The organism is Bacillus massiliigorillae (assembly GCF_000380245.2).
GTDB lineage: Bacteria > Bacillota > Bacilli > Bacillales > DSM-1321 > Bacillus_AD > Bacillus_AD massiliigorillae.
Genome location: NZ_HG428747.1, coordinates 73,748 through 91,845, shown reverse-complemented (window position 1 = coordinate 91,845; position 18,098 = coordinate 73,748). Strand labels below are relative to the sequence as shown.

21 protein-coding genes are annotated in these 18,098 nt (G+C 35.4%); 14 read left to right on the top strand and 7 right to left on the bottom strand.

All coding sequences use genetic code 11. The features are described from left to right. Window positions 1-6: 6 nt before the first annotated feature. Entirely contained in the window at window positions 7-495 is a 489-nt protein-coding gene (locus TX86_RS24155; protein WP_042352921.1) for a hypothetical protein, read from the top strand. Between the two features lie 221 nt (window positions 496-716). Here TX86_RS24155 and TX86_RS24150 read toward each other — a convergent pair whose 3' ends face one another. Next, a complete protein-coding gene (locus tag TX86_RS24150; RefSeq protein ID WP_042352920.1) occupies window positions 717-1,625 on the bottom strand; it encodes a Gfo/Idh/MocA family protein in 909 nt (302 codons plus the stop codon). 192 nt (window positions 1,626-1,817) lie between these two features. Here TX86_RS24150 and TX86_RS24145 point away from each other — a divergent pair, with 192 nt between their 5' ends. The 4 genes from TX86_RS24145 (at window position 1,818) to TX86_RS24130 (ending at window position 4,679) form a co-directional block, all read left to right on the top strand. Continuing rightward, a complete protein-coding gene (locus TX86_RS24145; RefSeq protein ID WP_042352919.1) occupies window positions 1,818-2,039 on the top strand; it encodes a DUF2829 domain-containing protein in 222 nt (73 codons plus the stop codon). 48 nt (window positions 2,040-2,087) lie between these two features. Next, window positions 2,088-2,843 carry a 3-oxoacyl-ACP reductase gene (locus tag TX86_RS24140; RefSeq protein WP_042352918.1) on the top strand — a complete coding sequence of 252 codons (756 nt, stop codon included), beginning with the start codon at window positions 2,088-2,090 and terminating at the stop codon, window positions 2,841-2,843. Between the two features lie 153 nt (window positions 2,844-2,996). Continuing rightward, a complete protein-coding gene (locus TX86_RS24135) occupies window positions 2,997-3,506 on the top strand; it encodes a QueT transporter family protein (protein WP_042352917.1) in 510 nt (169 codons plus the stop codon). Window positions 3,507-3,695: 189 nt separating this feature from the next. Next, window positions 3,696-4,679 (top strand): GIY-YIG nuclease family protein, encoded by a 984-nt coding sequence (locus TX86_RS24130; protein WP_042352915.1) that lies wholly within the window; start codon window positions 3,696-3,698, stop codon window positions 4,677-4,679. 126 nt (window positions 4,680-4,805) lie between these two features. On the opposite strand, the gene TX86_RS26500 is transcribed toward TX86_RS24130, so the two are convergent. Next, window positions 4,806-4,913, bottom strand: coding sequence for an anti-repressor SinI family protein (locus TX86_RS26500; protein WP_081707827.1), 108 nt, complete (start codon window positions 4,911-4,913; stop codon window positions 4,806-4,808). A gap of 448 nt (window positions 4,914-5,361) precedes the next feature. Here TX86_RS26500 and TX86_RS24125 point away from each other — a divergent pair, with 448 nt between their 5' ends. The 5 genes from TX86_RS24125 (at window position 5,362) to TX86_RS24105 (ending at window position 9,853) form a co-directional block, all read left to right on the top strand. Beyond that, window positions 5,362-6,351, top strand: a complete 990-nt coding sequence (locus tag TX86_RS24125; RefSeq protein ID WP_042352914.1) for a glutaminase — start codon at window positions 5,362-5,364, stop codon at window positions 6,349-6,351. A gap of 196 nt (window positions 6,352-6,547) precedes the next feature. Further along, the gene (locus TX86_RS24120; RefSeq protein WP_042352912.1) at window positions 6,548-7,537 is read left to right on the top strand and encodes an ABC transporter substrate-binding protein; all 990 of its coding nucleotides are present in this window, start codon (window positions 6,548-6,550) and stop codon (window positions 7,535-7,537) included. 27 nt (window positions 7,538-7,564) lie between these two features. Further along, window positions 7,565-8,551, top strand: a complete 987-nt coding sequence (locus TX86_RS24115) for a FecCD family ABC transporter permease (protein ID WP_042352911.1) — start codon at window positions 7,565-7,567, stop codon at window positions 8,549-8,551. Window position 8,552: 1 nt separating this feature from the next. Next, complete coding sequence (locus tag TX86_RS24110) at window positions 8,553-9,344, top strand: ABC transporter ATP-binding protein (RefSeq protein ID WP_042353006.1); 792 nt, start codon at window positions 8,553-8,555, stop codon at window positions 9,342-9,344. An 11-nt stretch (window positions 9,345-9,355) separates the two neighbouring features. Next, complete coding sequence (locus tag TX86_RS24105) at window positions 9,356-9,853, top strand: HugZ family pyridoxamine 5'-phosphate oxidase (RefSeq protein WP_042352910.1); 498 nt, start codon at window positions 9,356-9,358, stop codon at window positions 9,851-9,853. Window positions 9,854-9,915: 62 nt separating this feature from the next. On the opposite strand, the gene guaC is transcribed toward TX86_RS24105, so the two are convergent. Beyond that, window positions 9,916-10,899 carry a GMP reductase gene (guaC, locus tag TX86_RS24100; protein WP_042352907.1) on the bottom strand — a complete coding sequence of 328 codons (984 nt, stop codon included), beginning with the start codon at window positions 10,897-10,899 and terminating at the stop codon, window positions 9,916-9,918. Window positions 10,900-11,271: 372 nt separating this feature from the next. Here guaC and TX86_RS24095 point away from each other — a divergent pair, with 372 nt between their 5' ends. The 3 genes from TX86_RS24095 (at window position 11,272) to TX86_RS24085 (ending at window position 14,113) form a co-directional block, all read left to right on the top strand. Beyond that, window positions 11,272-11,613 carry a zinc ribbon domain-containing protein YjdM gene (locus TX86_RS24095; RefSeq protein WP_042352905.1) on the top strand — a complete coding sequence of 114 codons (342 nt, stop codon included), beginning with the start codon at window positions 11,272-11,274 and terminating at the stop codon, window positions 11,611-11,613. Between the two features lie 374 nt (window positions 11,614-11,987). After that, window positions 11,988-12,410 carry a MarR family winged helix-turn-helix transcriptional regulator gene (locus TX86_RS24090; RefSeq protein WP_042352902.1) on the top strand — a complete coding sequence of 141 codons (423 nt, stop codon included), beginning with the start codon at window positions 11,988-11,990 and terminating at the stop codon, window positions 12,408-12,410. 44 nt (window positions 12,411-12,454) lie between these two features. Then, window positions 12,455-14,113 carry an FAD-dependent oxidoreductase gene (locus TX86_RS24085; protein WP_042352900.1) on the top strand — a complete coding sequence of 553 codons (1,659 nt, stop codon included), beginning with the start codon at window positions 12,455-12,457 and terminating at the stop codon, window positions 14,111-14,113. Between the two features lie 68 nt (window positions 14,114-14,181). Here TX86_RS24085 and TX86_RS24080 read toward each other — a convergent pair whose 3' ends face one another. Continuing rightward, window positions 14,182-15,099 carry a DsbA family oxidoreductase gene (locus tag TX86_RS24080; protein WP_042352898.1) on the bottom strand — a complete coding sequence of 306 codons (918 nt, stop codon included), beginning with the start codon at window positions 15,097-15,099 and terminating at the stop codon, window positions 14,182-14,184. After that, window positions 15,086-15,427: a winged helix-turn-helix transcriptional regulator gene (locus TX86_RS24075; protein ID WP_042352896.1), complete on the bottom strand. Its 342-nt coding sequence runs from the start codon at window positions 15,425-15,427 to the stop codon at window positions 15,086-15,088. The genes TX86_RS24080 and TX86_RS24075 overlap by 14 nt, the downstream gene beginning before the upstream one ends. Window positions 15,428-15,565: 138 nt before the next feature. Between TX86_RS24075 and TX86_RS24070 the strand changes: the two genes are divergently transcribed. Continuing rightward, a complete protein-coding gene (locus TX86_RS24070) occupies window positions 15,566-16,234 on the top strand; it encodes a YdeI/OmpD-associated family protein (RefSeq protein ID WP_042352895.1) in 669 nt (222 codons plus the stop codon). Between the two features lie 45 nt (window positions 16,235-16,279). Here TX86_RS24070 and TX86_RS24065 read toward each other — a convergent pair whose 3' ends face one another. Further along, window positions 16,280-16,804, bottom strand: a complete 525-nt coding sequence (locus tag TX86_RS24065) for a PadR family transcriptional regulator (protein WP_042352894.1) — start codon at window positions 16,802-16,804, stop codon at window positions 16,280-16,282. A gap of 74 nt (window positions 16,805-16,878) precedes the next feature. Continuing rightward, a complete protein-coding gene (locus TX86_RS24060) occupies window positions 16,879-18,036 on the bottom strand; it encodes a YhgE/Pip domain-containing protein (protein ID WP_042352893.1) in 1,158 nt (385 codons plus the stop codon). Between the last annotated feature and the right edge of the window lie 62 nt (window positions 18,037-18,098).

Here is an 18,098-nt window from a genome sequence, read left to right as displayed (position 1 = left end):
AAGGGAATGCCACATCAATCTTCTGTTCAAATGAGTGAAGAGGAAAAACAGCGTTTATTAGAATGGTGGGAGGCAACAGAGCAAGGTACAGTAGTAGTAAAGCGCTTAGTTTCAAATATTACAGAACTAAGATTAACTCCTGAATCAAGTCGTGCGGGTGGAATGATTTTGCTTTATCGTGCTGCATCGGAAGTTTCCTATGGTTATGCAGGAATGAGGGGCTGTATTCGTCGTGCTTTTACACCTGAATATTCGGAGTTTCTCAGGCACAATGTAGTTCAGTGCCACCGCTTTGCACGGAGTTCATCTGACGATACAAAGGTTCTCCTGGAACGAGTTGCTAAACAAATCCATGAGACAAATGCTATGCAGATTGTAAACAGAATCCGAGAAATACTTCGTGAAAATGATGCCGTTTTAATGGAAATCAAGAAGAAAGCGGATGCCTTTTTTGGGAAAGAAACCTTAAAAAAAATGCAAATGAAGGCAATGTAATTTAGTACCTTATCGGAAGAAGTAGATACCTTGTTTGAAACTGACCAATCGATTTAGATGGTAGAGGGAATGAATTCTACAATCAGTATGGTGAATTATAGAATGAAATGCGGCAAAACAAGAAATCAAGTAGAAGGCATATGTTATAAAACCTAGCCTGAGGTTCACAGTCACTACTTGAATTCTGTGAACCCTAATTACCTAGGAAATATTAAACTATTTTATGCGTTACTATCAATGCAAGCAACAATCCTCTCGCAAATTTCATGAGTAACTAGTGAATCATCAATAGAAGGATTAGGTATTTTATTATTTATTACACAATCAATAAAGTGATCAACTATTTGATAGAAACCACGCTTATACAATGTTGGTTCCCAATCTCCGAATTTCATTATATGTATGTCTTTATTATGATAATGCGTAGTTTCCACAAGACTATTTACAACCAATTTATCTCGTGCTGTCATATATTCAATGGTTTCTTCTGTTACACCTGTATTTCTATTCATGATACCTATTGCTGTACATCTTTCACCAATCAGTTGAATTACTAGATGTTCTAGTATGTCATCTTTTTTCAAATACTCTACTTTTACATCTTTTATAGTAGTATCCATTAAAAATCTAAGCGTATCGACTACATGTATAAAATCTTCAACTACAAATCTTCTTACATATTCGGGAAAAGCAAATCGGTTTTTTTGCATAATAATGAGGTTGGCTTGACCATGTTCTTTTAGCTCTTTTACTCTAGGTATAAATCTTCTATTGAAGCCAACCATGGCTAGCTTCCCACTCTCTTTTGAAAGGTTTACTATTCTTTCAGTTTCTTGAAAATTCATGGATATAGGTTTATCTATATATACATGAATTCCATTTAAGAGTAGTTTTTCTGCTATTTCAAAATGAGATGCTGTAGCGGTACTTACAAAAGCTGCATCAATATTCGTTGTGATTAGTTCTTCCACAGTTTGAACTTTTTCTTGAATACGATACTTTTTGGATAAGTTGTTTAAGGTTGTTACGTTTCTAGTGCAAAGGACAAGCTCAATGCCTTCTTTTTCGGAAAGTACCGGTAGATATGCTTTTTGAGCGATATCACCTAATCCGATGATTCCAATTTTCATGTTTATCACCTCATGTGAATTTCGAAAACTAATATAATTATTCTAGTATAAACAATAGTATGAAATTAAGTATTTAATTTCAAAATAAAATACCAATAACGTCTTAACCGACCATCTGTTGTAAACACCTTGATTATTCAGTATACTTTTCTCAAGAGTAATGGTTATTACATAGATAAAGGATGAGTATAGATGACTTTCGAAGAAGTATTACCACGTTTAAAGAACGGTGAAAAAGTAATTCGTGAAGGTTGGCCTGGTGCAGAGTTATATGTAAAACTTGTAGGGCAAAGCGAACATGATGGGGAGAATTTAAACCCATACTTTTTAATTAATGTACAAGGTGAAGGCTATACAATGTTTACGCCTACTGTATGTGATTTATTAGCTGAAGATTGGAAAATAGTTGAATAATAATAGAGCCCATGAATTATCGTGGGTTTTTTTAATGAAGGTGATGTTATGAAGTTTGAAGAATATGCAGGAAAAACAGTATTTGTAACAGGAGCTGCCTCTGGAATCGGTGAAGCTCAAGCCCTTGCCTTTTTAGACAACGGAGCGAAGGTATTCGCACTGGACATGGATAAACAAGGCTTGCTAAAGATAAAAAAGAAGTATGAAGGACGCTTCGATTATAGTGTTGGTAGTGTGTCTAAGATGGAAGAGGTTCAGCAAGCCGTTGGAAAAGCGTCGGATAAATATGGATCAATTGATATATTGCTAAATACAGCTGGCGTTTTAGATGGATTTGCGAAGACGCTTGATACAGATGAAGCTCTTTGGAATCGAATTATGGATACGAATGTGAAAGGTACATATTTAGTGACTAATGCCGTTTTACCAAATATGTTGAAGCAAAAATCAGGCATTGTCGTAAATATGGCTTCTATTGCTGGGCTTGTTGCAGGTGGTGGCGGAGCTGCTTATACGGCATCGAAACATGCGATTATTGGCTATACGAAACAGTTGGATTATGATTATTGTCGTGAAGGAATTCGAGCAAATGCTATTGCACCTGGTGCCATTCAAACGCCAATGAATAAAGCTGATTTTGAAGGTGAAGGAGAAATGGCAAAGTGGGTGGCGAATGAGACACCTGCTGGACGCTGGGCGCAGCCGAGTGAAGTAGCGAACTTAACGTTATATTTAGCTAGTCGTGCAGCTGATTATATGCATGGAACGACTGTGCCAATTGATGGTGGCTGGATTATGAAATAGCATTTTCAAGAATTAATTCTTCTGTTATAATACGCTGGTAAGCAAAATCTTTGCTTGCACTACGGCACTTCTGACGGAGCGACAAACTCCCTTCCTTTGGTCGTAGTTATTACTAAAGTAGTGTATAAGCTACTTTACAAAGGAGAATTTAAATTGAATACGTCTATTTCAAAAGATTCATCACGGACGTCTGTAAGCGAACTTACGAAGACGTCACTTGTAGCTGCCTTGTATGTGGCAGTGACAGTTGTCATATCTGTTATTAGTTTTGGTGCAGTACAATTGCGATTATCGGAAATGTTTAACTATTTAGCGTTGTATAATAAACGTTATGTTGTTGGAGTTACTTTAGGAGTTATACTTGCCAATTTCATGTCTCCTACGTGGGTTCTTGATGTACCAATTGGTGGTATCTCAACATTTCTCGTATTAATTCTGTGTCGTGCAGTTACAAAAAAGATTGCAAATGATATTTTGAAAATGGTCATTACCGCGTTAATTTTCGCTGTATCAATGTTTACAGTAGCAGGACAATTAACTATTCTTTTTGATCTTCCATTTTGGCCGACGTACTTAACGGTTGGAATTGGTGAACTATTGTCTATGACTATTGGTGGTATGGCAATTTATTTTATAAATAAAAAAATCGATTTAACAAAATAAATGAAAAGGAATTATCCTGCATGGAAGTGGGGTAATTCCTTTTTTTATATTTTAAGAAAGTTTACCTTCATTAAAGGAATAAAGTATAAGAAAAGACATCGACTTTCGCCATTAGGGGCGATAAGTCGTGTTTTTCTAAATATCATGGTGTAGGCTAAAGAAGAGTATGAAGAAAGAAGGCTAATACCTTTGATTAAATTAACGAAAGTATTACAAGATAAATTAAGTAACCTACCGGATTGCCCTGGAATTTATAAAATGTTAGATGCTAGTGGAAGTATCATCTATATTGGGAAAAGCAAATGCTTGAAAAAAAGAGTGAAATCCTATTTTGTTGAGTCTCCAAAGTGGGAAAAAGTAATCAAAATGCAGCCTTTTATAAAAGACTTAGAAATAGTCATAACTGATACACATTTAGAAGCAATGCTTCTTGAATGTAAACTAATTAAAGAGATTCAGCCGTACTTCAATGTTCAAATGAAAAATGATAATCGCTATGTATATGCCAAAGTCGGAATGGATGAGCGTTCAGCACCTTTAAGCGTCGTTTATCAAAGAGAAGAACATTGCTATGGTCCATTTCGTAGGAAGCATACTTTACAACAAATGATTGATGCGCTAAAAAATATTTATCCTATCCAAAAGAACAAGCAAAAGTATGAATTTGAATATCATGTATTACCCATTTCAATGACAAGTGAAGAAAAAGAGAAAAATAGACTCGTCATGAATGAGCTATTTTTAGATGTCAAAAAAATGGAGCGCTTCGTCAAGCAGTTAGAGAAAAAGATGCAAGAAGCAGCGGTTGATTACCGTTTTGAAATGGCATCAAAGTATCGAGATATCCTACAAGCTATTCAATATTTAAAAAGTGGAATAAACCGTAATCGGGAGTTCCTTGAGAAGAGTATCTTATTGAAATTGGAGATTTCCGACGGATATAAATTAATATTTGTAGCAAAAGGACAAGTTATTGATAAGCAATGCTTTACTAGAATAACAGGGCAAGATCAGGAAACATTTGTTGAGCGTGCCATAAAAAAAAGCAACGCGATAGACATCAAGAGTAATGAAAAAAGTAACATAGATTATCATGATATATTACTTGGCGAAATTATGAGTTTACCAGATGAATCTGTTATATTGCTTGAAGATATAAGCTTTTCAAATTAAACCGAATATGAAAACTTCAAATTTAGCTTCGAAATACATTTAAGAAAAAGTAGAGGAAGCTATCTTAGGCCGCTACTTTTTCTTGTTATTGTCATAGTAAGAAAACGTCGTATTTTAATAGCTTTATTAACTTTCTTTAAAAGTATATGTGTGGAAAAAATTCCTTACATCCTCAATTTTTATTCCTAAATTCTTCGCTTCTAAAATAAGTGTGATCCATTCTTTATCGAGCATAGTTAGCAATGCACCCCCTGATAACCCTTTTGGGCAATCGTTATGTAATATAGTTTAGTGTTTTACTTAATGCTTTTATTGTTTTCCCTGTTTATATGATGACTATTGTTATAAATAACTTTATTTGATGAAGGTTAAAATTGGGTAAAGTTTTATCAAGGAAATAAAAATAGTTCTTTTTACGTATGTTAAAGGTTTGGAACATCACGTTAATACATGGGAGTATAGGTTTAACACTATTAGCATTAGGGAGAAATTAACTATGAATATATAATGTATTTTTGATAATATGAAGAAAAAGAGAGATAAAATTATACTTAAATAATTTATGAACAGTTACGTGCATATTAACATGCAGATGATTATAGAGAGCTACTGTTTTGGACATGATGAGAATCTTCTTGGTTCTCATCATTTATTTTCTCTAAAAAGAAAGGAACGATACAATATGGGAAATGTACAAAACGTATTAGAGAAGGTAAATCACGAAGAGGCAAGTTGTGTACAGGAATGGGTCAATCAATATAAATCTTATACTGAACTAGGACAATGTGCTGCGTATATACCTGCTTTAAAAAGAGCAGATCCATCACAATTAGGTATTTGTATGATGGGTGCAGATGGTTCAATGATTAAAAGTGGAGATTGTGAAGTACCATTTACATTACAAAGCATTTCTAAAGTCATTAGTTTTATTGATGCTTGTATGGAGCATGGCATTCCATATGTGTTGGAGAGAGTAGACGTGGAGCCAACTGGTGATGCTTTTAACTCGATTATTCGTTTAGAGATGCATAAGCCTGGTCGGCCATTTAATCCAATGATTAATGCTGGTGCAATTACAGTTTCTGCATTACTTGGTGGTAAATCTCCTCAAGAGAAAGTAGATACCTTATGCGCATTTATTGAGAAAATGATTGGAAAACGACCAGTAGTAAATGAGGAAGTATTTGAATCGGAATGGCATACAGCTCATCGAAATCGTGCACTAGCACATTATTTGAAAGAGACAGGTTTTCTAGAATGTTCCGTAGAAGAAGCTTTGGAAGTTTACTTACGACAATGCTCTATTGAAGTAAATGCAGAAGATATAGCAATGATTGGATTAATTCTTGCGTTAGACGGTTATCATCCAATTAAAAAGGAGCAAATTTTTTCTAAAGAAATAGCTAGAATAACAAAAGCGTTGATGGTGACTTGCGGTATGTATAATGCTTCAGGGAAATTTGCAGCGTTTGTTGGTGTTCCTGCTAAAAGTGGAGTGTCTGGCGGTATTGTAGCAGCTATTCCACCAAGTGTTAAATCGGAAGATACACCATTTCCAAATGGTTGTGGAATCGGGATTTATGGACCGGCTATAGATGAATTTGGTAATAGCGTAGCGGGTGTGAAATTATTGGAACACGTAGCTAAAACATGGGATTTTACTATTTTTTAGTTGTACTTTTTTTACGATAACTTCATATTATTTTATCTCAAGCCATTCTATATATTTAGAATGGCTTTTTAGTATAGATTTTATAAAATTACTAAAATTAAGAAAAAAATGTATTGCTAGCGTTTGAATTGTCTGATATATTTCTATCTGATAATGATAATTATTTTCAATTATGAATAACGGGGGATTTCTTACAATGAAAAAGGGTATATTCGGGATGCTGTTCTTATCTGCATTATTTGTTTTAGGGGGATGTTCAGAAGATAAGGCAGAACCAGTAACAAAGAAAGAAGAAGTAGCAAAAGATCATGGAAATCATGATGCAAAAACACAAGATGAATCAAAATCAACTAGTGAAAATGACGCTAAAGTAAAGGAATTATTGAAACAATTCCCTTCAGAACAACCAAAATCAATCGTAACAACATCTGTTTCGATTGTTGAAATGTTAAATGTTTTAGATGTTAAACCAGTTGGAATACCAACTTCAACTCATAAATTACCGGAAGGCTTCGATACAATTACGCAAATCGGGTCTACGATAGCGCCTGATGTAGAGAAGATTGCAAGTCTAAATCCGGATATTATTATCGGACCAGAATCAATTGAAGAGAGTTTAGAAAAGAAAATCAAGCAAAGTAAGGTAAAGAGAGCATATATTCCAACTGATTCTTATGAAGAATTGAAAATCTCATTAGAAGTGTTAGGAAAAACATTGCATAAAGAAGATAAAGCTAAGGAATATCTTGCACAATTAGAAGAAAAAGAAAAGGCTGTCTTGGAAAATAGTAAAGGGAAAACTGCACCGAAAGTGATGATGTTATTTGGTTCTGGTGAATCATTCATGCTGATGAATGAAACAACGTATGTGGGTAGTTTAGTGAAGAAATTAGGCGCAATTAATATTGTAAATGAAGCTACGGAATCGACAGAAGCATACGTACCAATGAATATGGAAGATGTTATTGCGGCTAATCCAGATGCGATTCTTCTTGTATCACATGGTGATCCAACAGCAGCATTAGAACAATTTAAAGCTGAAGTGAAAAAGAACGGTGCATGGGAGAAATTAAATGCGTTTAAAGAGGATCGTGTTCAAGCTTTAGACTACGAAATTTTCGGATATGCTTCAATTGAAAAGGCAACTACAGGATTAGAGAAACTAAACGAGATTTTATTTAAGTAATCCGTTCTAGAATGAGGGTTGAAAGAAATGGAAGTTAAACCGAGGAAAAAAATCAGCATTGGTGTAACCTTTGTTCTATTAATTGCTTTCATCATTATATCTATAGGTATAGGTAGTGTATATATTTCACCTACGGAAACCATTAAAACAATCTTTGGTTCTGGAGAAGCGTTGTCTGAAACAATTGTTTGGGATTTACGAATTCCAAGAGTACTTATTGCTGTTTTAGTAGGAATTAATTTCGCTATTTCAGGTGCATTACTACAAGCAGTAATGAGAAACCCTCTAGCAGATCCAGGTTTAACAGGCGTTTCAAGTGGAGCAGCCGTTACTGTTTTATGTATTATGTTACTTTTCCCAAGCCTCGGTCAGTGGATTCCACTGGCAGCTGTAATTGGAGGGGGAGTAGCTGTTACGATAGTGTACGCGCTAGCATGGAAGAAAAATGGCATATCCCCTGTTCGGATCATTCTTTCAGGAGTAGCTGTTAATGCCGTATTCGGTGGTATAACGGGCTTATTATCGATTCTTTATAGCGACCGACTTCCTTCTGCACTGCAATGGTTGAATGGAAGCTTGTCTGCAAAAGGGATGGGAGATGTTAGTATACTGTTTCCTTATTCGTTAATTGGCTGGGTTCTTGCATTGTTTTGTATTCGTTCTGCTAATATTTTGAGCTTGGGTGAAAACGTGGCTGTGAACCTGGGAGAAAATACGAATCGAATTCGTATTGTGCTTTCTTTTGTAGCAGTGTATTTAGCAGCCATTTCTGTTTCAGTTGTCGGTTTATTAGGATTTGTAGGGCTGATTGTGCCACATATGTCTAGGTTTTTAGTTGGTTCCAATTATCGCCTGTTATTGCCAATGAGCATGGTATTAGGTGCAGTCGTACTACTAGCAGCAGATACAATTGGCCGTTCCTTATTTGCACCTTTAGATATTCCAGCAGGTATCGTAATGGCAATGGTAGGGGGACCATATTTTTTATATTTAATGAGAGCGGGTGACATTTAATATGCTTAAAGCTCAATCATTGGATATTAGCTATGATCATAAAAAGATATTAGATGATTTTAAGATAGACGTTGAAAAAGGTGAGATTGTTTCGATTATTGGTCCGAATGGTTCGGGGAAATCTACAGCGTTGAAAGCCATGTCTAGACTGATTCCAGTCCAAAAAGGGAAAGTTTTTTTAGATGGTAAAGACCTTCAGTTGTTAAAGTCTAAGTCTATTTCAAAAGTGATGAGTGTGTTATTCCAATCAAATGAACCACCAGCTGATATTACAGTCGAGGAACTAGTACAGTATGGTCGCACACCTCATAAGAAATGGTATGAACGAACAAAAGTAGAAGACTTAGATATCGTCGATTGGGCAATTGAAAAAACAGGATTAACCGCTTTAAGAAATCGGCAAGTAGCTTCACTTTCAGGCGGAGAGGCGCAGCGAGCATGGATTGCAATGTCTTTAGCACAGCGACCTAAGCTATTACTTCTTGATGAGCCTACTACATACTTAGATATCGCTCATCAACTTCAGCTATTAGAATTAATTCACGCCGTTAATCGTGAGTTGGGTATGACCATTGTGATGGTGTTACATGATTTAAATCAAGCTAGTATATATAGTGATAAAATTTGTGTGCTCTCAAAAGGAATCGTAGTGAATTATGGTACACCTGAGGAAGTAATGACCAAGGATATGATTCGTACAATATACGGAGTAGAGTGCGAGATTGACTCACATTATCAGCATAGAAAACCACGTATTAATTTAGTTGGTATTTCGCCAGTTGTAGCGAACTAGGAGGAGAGTAAATGGTAAAGCAAATAGATCTTGCTCAAAAAAAAGAACAGTACTTAGAGTTCATCAATACGCGTAAAACGATTGTCATTAGTTCAAAAGATAATAATGGTGACCCATTTATTAGTTATGCACCTTTCGTGAAACATGATGGAAAGTTTTATATTTATATTAGTAAAATATCAGACCATTACCAATATATCGAAGAGAATGATTTGATTCATATTATGTTACTTGCTGATGAGCACGGTTCGTCCAATTTATTTGCTCGTGAGCGAGCTCGCTTCCAATGTACTTCTGAAAATCTTGGTAATGAAGGATACGAGGAAATCTTCACTGAATTTGAAAATATTCATGGAAAGCCGATGATGGGCGTTTTACGAGGATTGGATTTTTCATTGTTTGAATTAGTTCCTCAAGAAGGTCGATTTGTTGTTGGGTTTGGCCAGGCGTTTGATATTGATGTATTGGGAGAAAGATTTTTACATGTTGTAGTAGATAAAACGAAATAAAAAAAGGTGAGCAAGTAGTTCGTGTAACTTGCTCACCTTTTTTTATATAGTTAAATTGTTTATTAAAATACTTTATCGCCATTAAAGATTGAATTTTTAACAACTACGTAATCTACTGTGCGAATAGCATCTAATGTATTTCCACCAGCGTAAGAAATAGAAGATTGCAAATCTTGTTGCATTTCTACTAGTGTATCTTTTAGAGAACCTTTGAATTCAACAAACATTTTTTTACCTTCAACATTTTTCTTCTCGCCTTTTTGGAATTCAGACGCTGAACCAAAGTACTCTTTATATAGATTTCCATCTTTCTCTACAGTGATTCCTGGAGATTCCTCATGACCAGCAAATAAAGAACCAATCATGACCATACTTGCACCGAATCGAACAGATTTAGCAATATCACCATGCGTACGAATGCCGCCATCTGCGATAATAGGTTTCGTTGCTGCTTTTGCACATAGACGTAGAGCTGCTAATTGCCAGCCACCTGTTCCGAATCCAGTTTTGATCTTTGTAATGCATACTTTACCTGGTCCAATACCGACTTTCGTAGCATCAGCGCCAGCATGTTCTAATTCTCTCACTGCTTCAGGTGTTCCTACATTTCCTGCAATTACAAAGCTAGTAGGTAGGTAATCTTTAATATGTTTAATCATATTGATTACTGCATTGGAATGTCCATGTGCAATATCAATTGTAATAAATTCTGGTATAAGCTTTTCTTCTGCAAGTTGTTTAACGAAGCTATATTCTTCTGGTTTAACACCAACACTGATTGATGCAATTAGACCACGTGATTGCATGTCTTTAATAAAGTTCAAACGCTTTTCAGGTTGGAAACGATGCATGATATAAAAGTAACCGTTTTCAGCTAAAAACATAGCAATTTTTTCATCAATGATTGTCTGCATATTTGCAGGTACTACAGGTATCTTAAAAGTATGTCCACCTAATGTTACACTTGTGTCGCACTCAGATCGACTATTTACTATACATTTTGCGGGAATTAATTGAATGTCTTCATAATCAAATACTTTTCTCATTAGTATACACCTCTAAATACGAACGTTATTATATTTTGGTGTTGAAATCGTTCGCCCAATGGTAATTTACATCATTTTGAACAGTAAGTCAAAGCTTTTGCCTTTTTTCTAAAAAAAACCATGTTTTTAGTAAAGATATTCATCAGCTATAAACGAATTATTACTTTATTTTTAAAACAAAATGATGAGTTACGTGGATTTTATGCTGGTTTGTCAATACAAGAAGACTATGATATTATACAAGCCTATGAGGAGATACCTAGATATTGATTGGTCAATTCCTATCTCATAATAGTTTTCAAGTGATTTTCTTAAAAATGAAATCAATTATATATATTGAAATGAAAAATAAAGAATGGAGAATAGATGAAAATGAATAACTTACCAAATTGCCCAAAATGTAATTCAGAGTATACGTATGAAGATGGAACACTTTTAGTTTGCCCAGAATGTGGTCATGAGTGGACTTTAGGCTCAGAAGTTGAAAACAACGAAGATGTAAAAGTTGTGAAAGATGCGAATGGTAATGTTTTAAATGATGGCGATGCTGTAACGGTTATTAAAGACCTTAAAGTAAAAGGAAGTTCATCTGTTTTGAAACAAGGTACAAAAGTAAAAAGCATCCGTCTAGTAGATGGTGATCACGATATTGATTGTAAAATTGATGGTTTTGGTGCGATGAAATTAAAGTCTGAGTTTGTTAAGAAGATTTAAGAAACGAATTTGTTTTGAAAGAAGCAAGATGCTCCCCATGCATCTTGCTTCTTTATTTTGGTCAATGAATAGCGGATAGCTTATGTTTGTTGCGTGTTTGAACGATATGAACTATATATATGATAAGAAATAGCACCATACATAAGCTAGAAACTCGATACATAAATGCATAGCTTGTGGCTGTAACGATGGCGCTTAAAATCACAGTTCCTAAGGCAACTCCTATATCCATAAAGGATAGAAAAGTGTCACTTTAAATACATAATATATAGTTCTTCTTCTAAACCTCGTCCATCCCACATACAATGAAATATCTTAAGAGTAAACTTCTTAGTAGTAAGATATGTAACGGCATGGATAGAAAGGAGATGGCTATGGATTGTGTTGATTTAGTGGAGCTTTTTGAGATGTATCGCATTTTAAATAAACGGTGGTCTCAAGAATGGAATAAGGTGAGTGAGGAAAATCATTCTACTACACATGCTTTAGCTTTAGAATTTTTGAGTGCTGAAGGAAAGCAAACAGCATCTAATCTAGCTATTTCTCTTTCTGTTACTACTGGAGCAGTTACGGGGATTGTCGATAAGTTAGTGAAGAGTGGGTTAGTCAAACGAACTCGCGATATGAAAGATCGCCGAGTCGTGTATATGGAAATTACAGAGCAAGGTATGAAGCTTTTAAAACCATTAAGAGAGAAGCGAATGCGATTAATGGAAGGGTTTCTTGCATCGCTATCAGAGTCAGAAATGCAGATATTACTACAAATAAACAGGAAGTTATATAACTACACCAAATAGAGTCATACGTTCTTAAATTTATATCGGAAGTGAGGAAAATATGAATGGAATGGGATGCTAGTTATGATGTTTTAGTAGTTGGATCTGGAGCTGCTGGTTTAACGACAGCACTCGCTGCAACGTTGAAAGGATTATCTGCTTTGGTATTGGAAAAGACCACTCATTATGGTGGATCAAGTGCTCTTTCAGGTGGCGCAATTTGGGTTCCTCTTAATCGTTATTTAAAGGAAGCCGGTGTAGAAGATACATTAGAGGAAGTGGGAGCGTACTTAGATGCGATTATTGGTGACCGTGTTCCAGCTAGCTTGAAAAAAGCCTATCTTACTCGTGGATCAGAGATGGTAGATTTTTTACACAGTCAAACCGATCATATGCGCTTTGAATACACGCCAGCATATTCGGATTATTACCCAGAAATGCCAGGTGGATTTCCGGGGGGAAGGTCAGTAGAGCCTGTAATATTTGATTTGCGTAAATTAGGTGATGAACGTAAGTTAATGCGTCGAGCTAATTTACCAACGTACGGTATGGTGATGAACTCTTATGAATTTCATAAAGTAAATATGATTAAGCGAACTTCAAAGGGAAAAGCCATGTCTTTAAAAATTGGTATGCGTTTGATGAAAACTATTTTTACAGGATATAAACCAGCAGCTCTTGGTGAAGCGCTTGTGGCGCGATTACGATTATCACTTAAAGAAGCGGGTGGCTCTGTTTGGTTATCTACTGCTTTCTCGGATTTTATTATTGAGAACGATAAAGTGGTCGGTTTAATTGTTGAGCGTAATGGGAAGAAATTACGAATTAAAGCTCGCCGTGGCGTTGTATTAGGTGCCGGTGGCTTTTCACATAATCAACAATTTCGAGAAAAATATTTGCCTTCGCCTACTTCAACAAGCTGGACATCGGCAGCTGAAGGACAAACAGGTGATATTATTGAGGCGAGCCTTCGTGCAGGTGCCAAGTTTGATTTGATGGATAAAGTATGGGGAGCACCATCTGCAGTGCCACCTGAAGGAAAACCATTTTTCTTAGTAGCGGAACGAGGTATACCGAACATGATTGTTGTTAATAGCAACGGTGAGCGCTATCTTAATGAAGCTGCTCCTTATCATGACTTCATTGATCAAATGTATGAGAATGATAAACCAGGTGCAAGGACTGTGCCTTCGTGGTTAATACTTGATCAAACTGCAAGAAGCCGTTATATTTTCATGGGATTATTCCCTGGGCAAAGTTTTCCGAAGAGGTGGATTGAGAGTGGATATATTAAGGTAGGGAACTCTATATCAGAATTGGCTGAGAAAATGAAGGTACCCGTAAATAATTTAGTAGATACAGTTGATCGCTTTAATTCATTAGCTCGGGCGGGTAAGGATGAAGACTTCCAGCGTGGTGATAGTGTGTACGATCATTATTACGGAGACCCGACTTTACCAGCTCCTAATTTGGCACCACTTGAAAAAGCTCCTTTCTATGCTGTCCCAATTTACCCAGGTGATATTGGAACAAAGGGAGGAGTTGTTATTGATGAGAATGCAAGAGTATTAAACAATAATAATGAGGCTATTCAAGGACTGTATGCAGCGGGTAATTGCTCGGCAGCGGTTATGGGTGAAACGTATGCTGGCCCAGGAGCAACACTTGGACCGGCAATGACATTTGGTTATATTGCAGCTGATCATATGGCAAATCATATCTAGATAGCCATAGTCATGCATGATATATAAAGAAAACCGCTCGAATTCAATGAAAGAGCGGTTTTTTTAGTCTATTTTATTTCAATATAAAGCTCATTAAGAATGGTTTTTGCTGAGTAAGCTGTTTCATCTAATTCTTTTTGAATAAAGGATTGTATTTGTGATTGGGTTAGATCATACATTACTTCAATTTCTTTTGAGAAGAGACGAACTTCTTTCTCCAGTAATTGAGATAATGGTGAGGGTGCTTGAGGTTGTAATGATGTCTTTGCGAGAGTTTGCTCAAGGCCTTTTAAATAATATTCTAATGGTCTTGCACCTACAATTTTTGTTCCTTTATTCTCTTTGTTAATCATGATAATAGATGGAAATCCTCGAACACCAAGTGAACGTGCTAGAGCAAAATCTTGTTCTAGTAGTTGTTGACCTTTACCTTGTTCTGCTTCTTTCAAGATGGCTTCTCCGTCTAAGTTAAGTTGATTTACAATCTCAATAAGTACAGATGCTTCACCAATGTTTTGGTTGAATACAAAAACCGCTTCTCGTGTACGGCGTAAGAAAGTGGTAGCAAGTTGCTCATCCTTTTGCTGAATAACTTTAAACACACGTGATGGTGGGTAAGAGGATTGAATAGGATTGGTTAACCATAGTGAGCCATCAATAGGCATACGAGCATGCTCACCAACTTCTCTCCAGTGCCCGGCTACATCAGCAGGTTTGCCTATGCCGTTTTTGACATCGGCAAAGCCATTCCAGCTTTCCAATAAACCACCCATAACTGTTTGGATGTTGAAATACTGACCATATTGCTTCTCAAATCGTCGCAAAACAGGCTCTAATGCCCAGCAATGTGAACAGATAGGATCTGTTACATAGTAGACTGTAATCTTTTCGTTGATTGTGTTGAAATCAATCAATTGTACAGCATCTTCTCCTGCATCCCCACATATCCCTGTTTGTAAATCACAGTTCATATTATTCATGTTCATATACCCCTTTTTTCTTATCGATTTTGTAATCGTGAGCCCATTGTTGGATAGGCTCTAAAGCCTTCGTCAGCGAATTTCCCTTTTCCGTTAGTTCATATGAAATTGAAACTGTTGGTTTGGTCGTTACTTTTTTTTCAATAAGACCGAACTCTTCTAATTCAGATAATTTTAATGAAAGAGCTCTTGGCGTAATATCTGTCAAATCTCTTTTTATTGCAGAAAAATGTGCTGATCCCTCTGGACAAAGAGATAGGTAGTGAATGATTAAACCATTCCACTTTCTTCCTAATATTTGCAGTGAGTATTCTAAGTAAGGACAAATTTCCATTTCTAACACCACCTATATAAAAAGTATATCTAGTATAAAAAATATATCAAATAATATGATTTCAACACAACCTGGGTAATACTATATAGATTTGCTACAATGGTGAATGACAATTAGGGAACTTAAAGGAGTAATTCAATGAACTCAACTAAAACGATAATTGAAAAATTAAATTTAAATAAATATCCAAGCAAAGCGATTCTTCATATTCCTGAAGATATACATGACTTTCAAGAACTACAGTATGATACATTCCTGGAAAAAGAAAAGTATGATTTAATTTTCACCTTCATTTTTAGTGAAGCAGACTTTCTGAAACGGTTACAGCAGTTTATTGATAAGCAATGTATGAATGACAAAGGATATGTCTTCTTTGCTTATCCGAAAAAGAATAATCGACAATATAAAGAGTATATTGAGCGTGATCGCTTCTTTGAAATCATTCCAGTAGATGAAGAAGGTTATGTGAAGGGTAGTGAGCTAAAATTTTCTCGCATGGTAAGCTTTAATGATGTTTTCACAGTGGTTGGTTTAAAATCAGAAGTGAAAAAAGCAAAAAGTACAAAGAAAAGTCAATGCGTTGATGATTATATTGAACATGTGGATGACATAAAACAATATTTAACTAAAAATGAGGAATTATTATCTTTCTATAATAGTTTAACTTTCGGCTATCAAAAAGACTGGGCTCGTTATGTATATAGTGCCAAAAGAAAAGAAACACAGGAAAAACGATTAGCCGAAATGGACACGATTTTAGGAGAAGGATATAAATCCATAGACTTATATCGAAGACGAAGTAAATAAAAATTTAAAGGACGTGCAAACATTAATTGCACGTCCTTTTCTATATTACTGACTACGAACGAATAATAATAATCGCTCTAGCCATTCTAAATCCACTTTCATTTGATTATGTGTATATGACTGTATGAGATGAATAGCGGGAGTAGAGTCCGGGTGAATCTCATCCCATAGTATATCATACCGTTCTATCTTTTCTTTTAACTTGTTAATAATTTCTTCGAGTAAGAAGGCTACTTTATTTGTATCAACATATTTTAAAAAAATCGTTGATGAGAATAAGGAAGAAATAGAAGTATAGTTTTTAAAACTATTATAGATTTTTTGTTCTAATGCTTCTCTACCTTTTGCAGTAATGCCATATGTGGTTTTATCAGGTCTATTTTCATCACGTATAACTTCGATTTTTTCGATACAGCCCTGCTTGAGAAGAGATTCGAAGTTATAGTATAGAGTACCATCACTGATTTTTGACAATTCATCAATATTATTTTTCTTGAACATTTTTTTTATGTCATAAGGATGATGGTTTCCTGCACTTAGAACGCCTAAAATAAAAATTTGTAGTGACATAAGCAGGAGCTCCTTTACACAATAATATGGAGCCAAGCTTGTTGGCTCCATATTACAGTTTACACTAAATATACTTAAGCGGCATGATTTATACTTGATTTGCTTAATTCTTTTGTTGGTTGCAATGTATAGATGACTAATACAATCAGGAAGCATACAGCAGTCGTAATTGCTAATCCAATAAGATGTTCTGCAATTTTTCCTCCGCCGAACATGACACTTAAGTCAACTTGTACAGTATAAAACATGATAGAAATGTAGCTGAAAAACTTGAAGAAGCCAGGCATCATGCCTTGTGTTAATACTGCACCACTGCTAATTGTTTGAATTAACATAAATGGTAAGTTAACAAAAATTGATTTTTGTCCGAGTAGCAGACTGAAAATAGACATAAATTCAATTGCACCGAACATTTCTAACGCATGCGTTAGCCACATTTTTACGAATATTTCTCCACCTAATCCATCTGTCATTGCGTAGTAAATAGCAATTCCTATAATTGGAGCAATGATCGAAACAAGTACGATAATGGCTTGAACTGACCAGAATGTTTGCCATTTTCCATATGCATGTTTAACAGCAGAGACTACACCCATAACAATCATAGAGAAGATCATAGCACCAACAAAGGAAACCATTGTAATGAAAAATGGAGCCATCTGATTGTGCATACCTGCTGGTACTTTATTTGTTGTAACAACATTTGCATCTAGCTTTGTAGGTATTTCGGCAGCAAGCTGTTTAGCTTGTTCTTCGGGCATTTTCATACTTGTAAAAATACCTTGTGCAGTTTGCGTTGCAAATTGTTGGTTCATGGTAGTACTAATTTCTGATGTTACTTGTTTCATTGTTGAAGAAACCATAGCTGGATTTGAGTCATTTATGAAATAATCCAGTTTTACTTTTTCACCTTGTTTTGTAAGCTTTTCTGAAAAATCTTTTGGAATATGAATAATTAAATGAACATCACGATTCTCCAATTTTTCTTTCGCATTCTCTAAAGACTTAGGAGTAGACGTTTGGAATGGCATTTGCTCTTTAATTTGTTTAGCCATTTCTTTCCCATAATTAGCGTCATCATTTACGATAGCCACTTTTAATTCATCCATGTTTTTAGGAATAGCGCTGTAGCCATACATAAAAATCGTAATGAAAATGATTTGATAGAAGACCGCCATGACGATACCGCCAATGATCCCCGGATTCTTCAGTAACTTTAAAAAAGTTTTCATTTGTACACCCCTTTATTTATGAACAATAAATTTAAATTACTTTAATTAGAGTAGTAATGAGA

Bases quoted from the DNA above. Each gene is read 5' to 3' on its own strand.
- TX86_RS24155 (WP_042352921.1), top strand. From the start codon at position 7: ATGCCACATCAATCTTCTGTTCAAATGAGTGAAGAGGAAAAACAGCGT.
- TX86_RS24140 (WP_042352918.1), top strand. From the start codon at position 2,088: ATGAAGTTTGAAGAATATGCAGGAAAAACAGTATTTGTAACAGGAGCT.
- TX86_RS26500 (WP_081707827.1), bottom strand. From the start codon at position 4,913: ATGCTCGATAAAGAATGGATCACACTTATTTTAGAAGCGAAGAATTTA.
- TX86_RS24120 (WP_042352912.1), top strand. From the start codon at position 6,548: ATGAAAAAGGGTATATTCGGGATGCTGTTCTTATCTGCATTATTTGTT.
- TX86_RS24115 (WP_042352911.1), top strand. From the start codon at position 7,565: ATGGAAGTTAAACCGAGGAAAAAAATCAGCATTGGTGTAACCTTTGTT.
- TX86_RS24065 (WP_042352894.1), bottom strand. From the start codon at position 16,804: ATGTCACTACAAATTTTTATTTTAGGCGTTCTAAGTGCAGGAAACCAT.
- TX86_RS24090 (WP_042352902.1), top strand. From the start codon at position 11,988: ATGGATTGTGTTGATTTAGTGGAGCTTTTTGAGATGTATCGCATTTTA.
- TX86_RS24110 (WP_042353006.1), top strand. From the start codon at position 8,553: ATGCTTAAAGCTCAATCATTGGATATTAGCTATGATCATAAAAAGATA.
- TX86_RS24125 (WP_042352914.1), top strand. From the start codon at position 5,362: ATGGGAAATGTACAAAACGTATTAGAGAAGGTAAATCACGAAGAGGCA.
- TX86_RS24080 (WP_042352898.1), bottom strand. From the start codon at position 15,099: ATGAACATGAATAATATGAACTGTGATTTACAAACAGGGATATGTGGG.
- TX86_RS24085 (WP_042352900.1), top strand. From the start codon at position 12,455: ATGGAATGGGATGCTAGTTATGATGTTTTAGTAGTTGGATCTGGAGCT.
- TX86_RS24075 (WP_042352896.1), bottom strand. From the start codon at position 15,427: ATGGAAATTTGTCCTTACTTAGAATACTCACTGCAAATATTAGGAAGA.
- TX86_RS24105 (WP_042352910.1), top strand. From the start codon at position 9,356: ATGGTAAAGCAAATAGATCTTGCTCAAAAAAAAGAACAGTACTTAGAG.
- TX86_RS24150 (WP_042352920.1), bottom strand. From the start codon at position 1,625: ATGAAAATTGGAATCATCGGATTAGGTGATATCGCTCAAAAAGCATAT.
- TX86_RS24145 (WP_042352919.1), top strand. From the start codon at position 1,818: ATGACTTTCGAAGAAGTATTACCACGTTTAAAGAACGGTGAAAAAGTA.
- TX86_RS24070 (WP_042352895.1), top strand. From the start codon at position 15,566: ATGAACTCAACTAAAACGATAATTGAAAAATTAAATTTAAATAAATAT.
- TX86_RS24095 (WP_042352905.1), top strand. From the start codon at position 11,272: ATGAATAACTTACCAAATTGCCCAAAATGTAATTCAGAGTATACGTAT.
- TX86_RS24060 (WP_042352893.1), bottom strand. From the start codon at position 18,036: ATGAAAACTTTTTTAAAGTTACTGAAGAATCCGGGGATCATTGGCGGT.
- guaC (WP_042352907.1), bottom strand. From the start codon at position 10,899: ATGAGAAAAGTATTTGATTATGAAGACATTCAATTAATTCCCGCAAAA.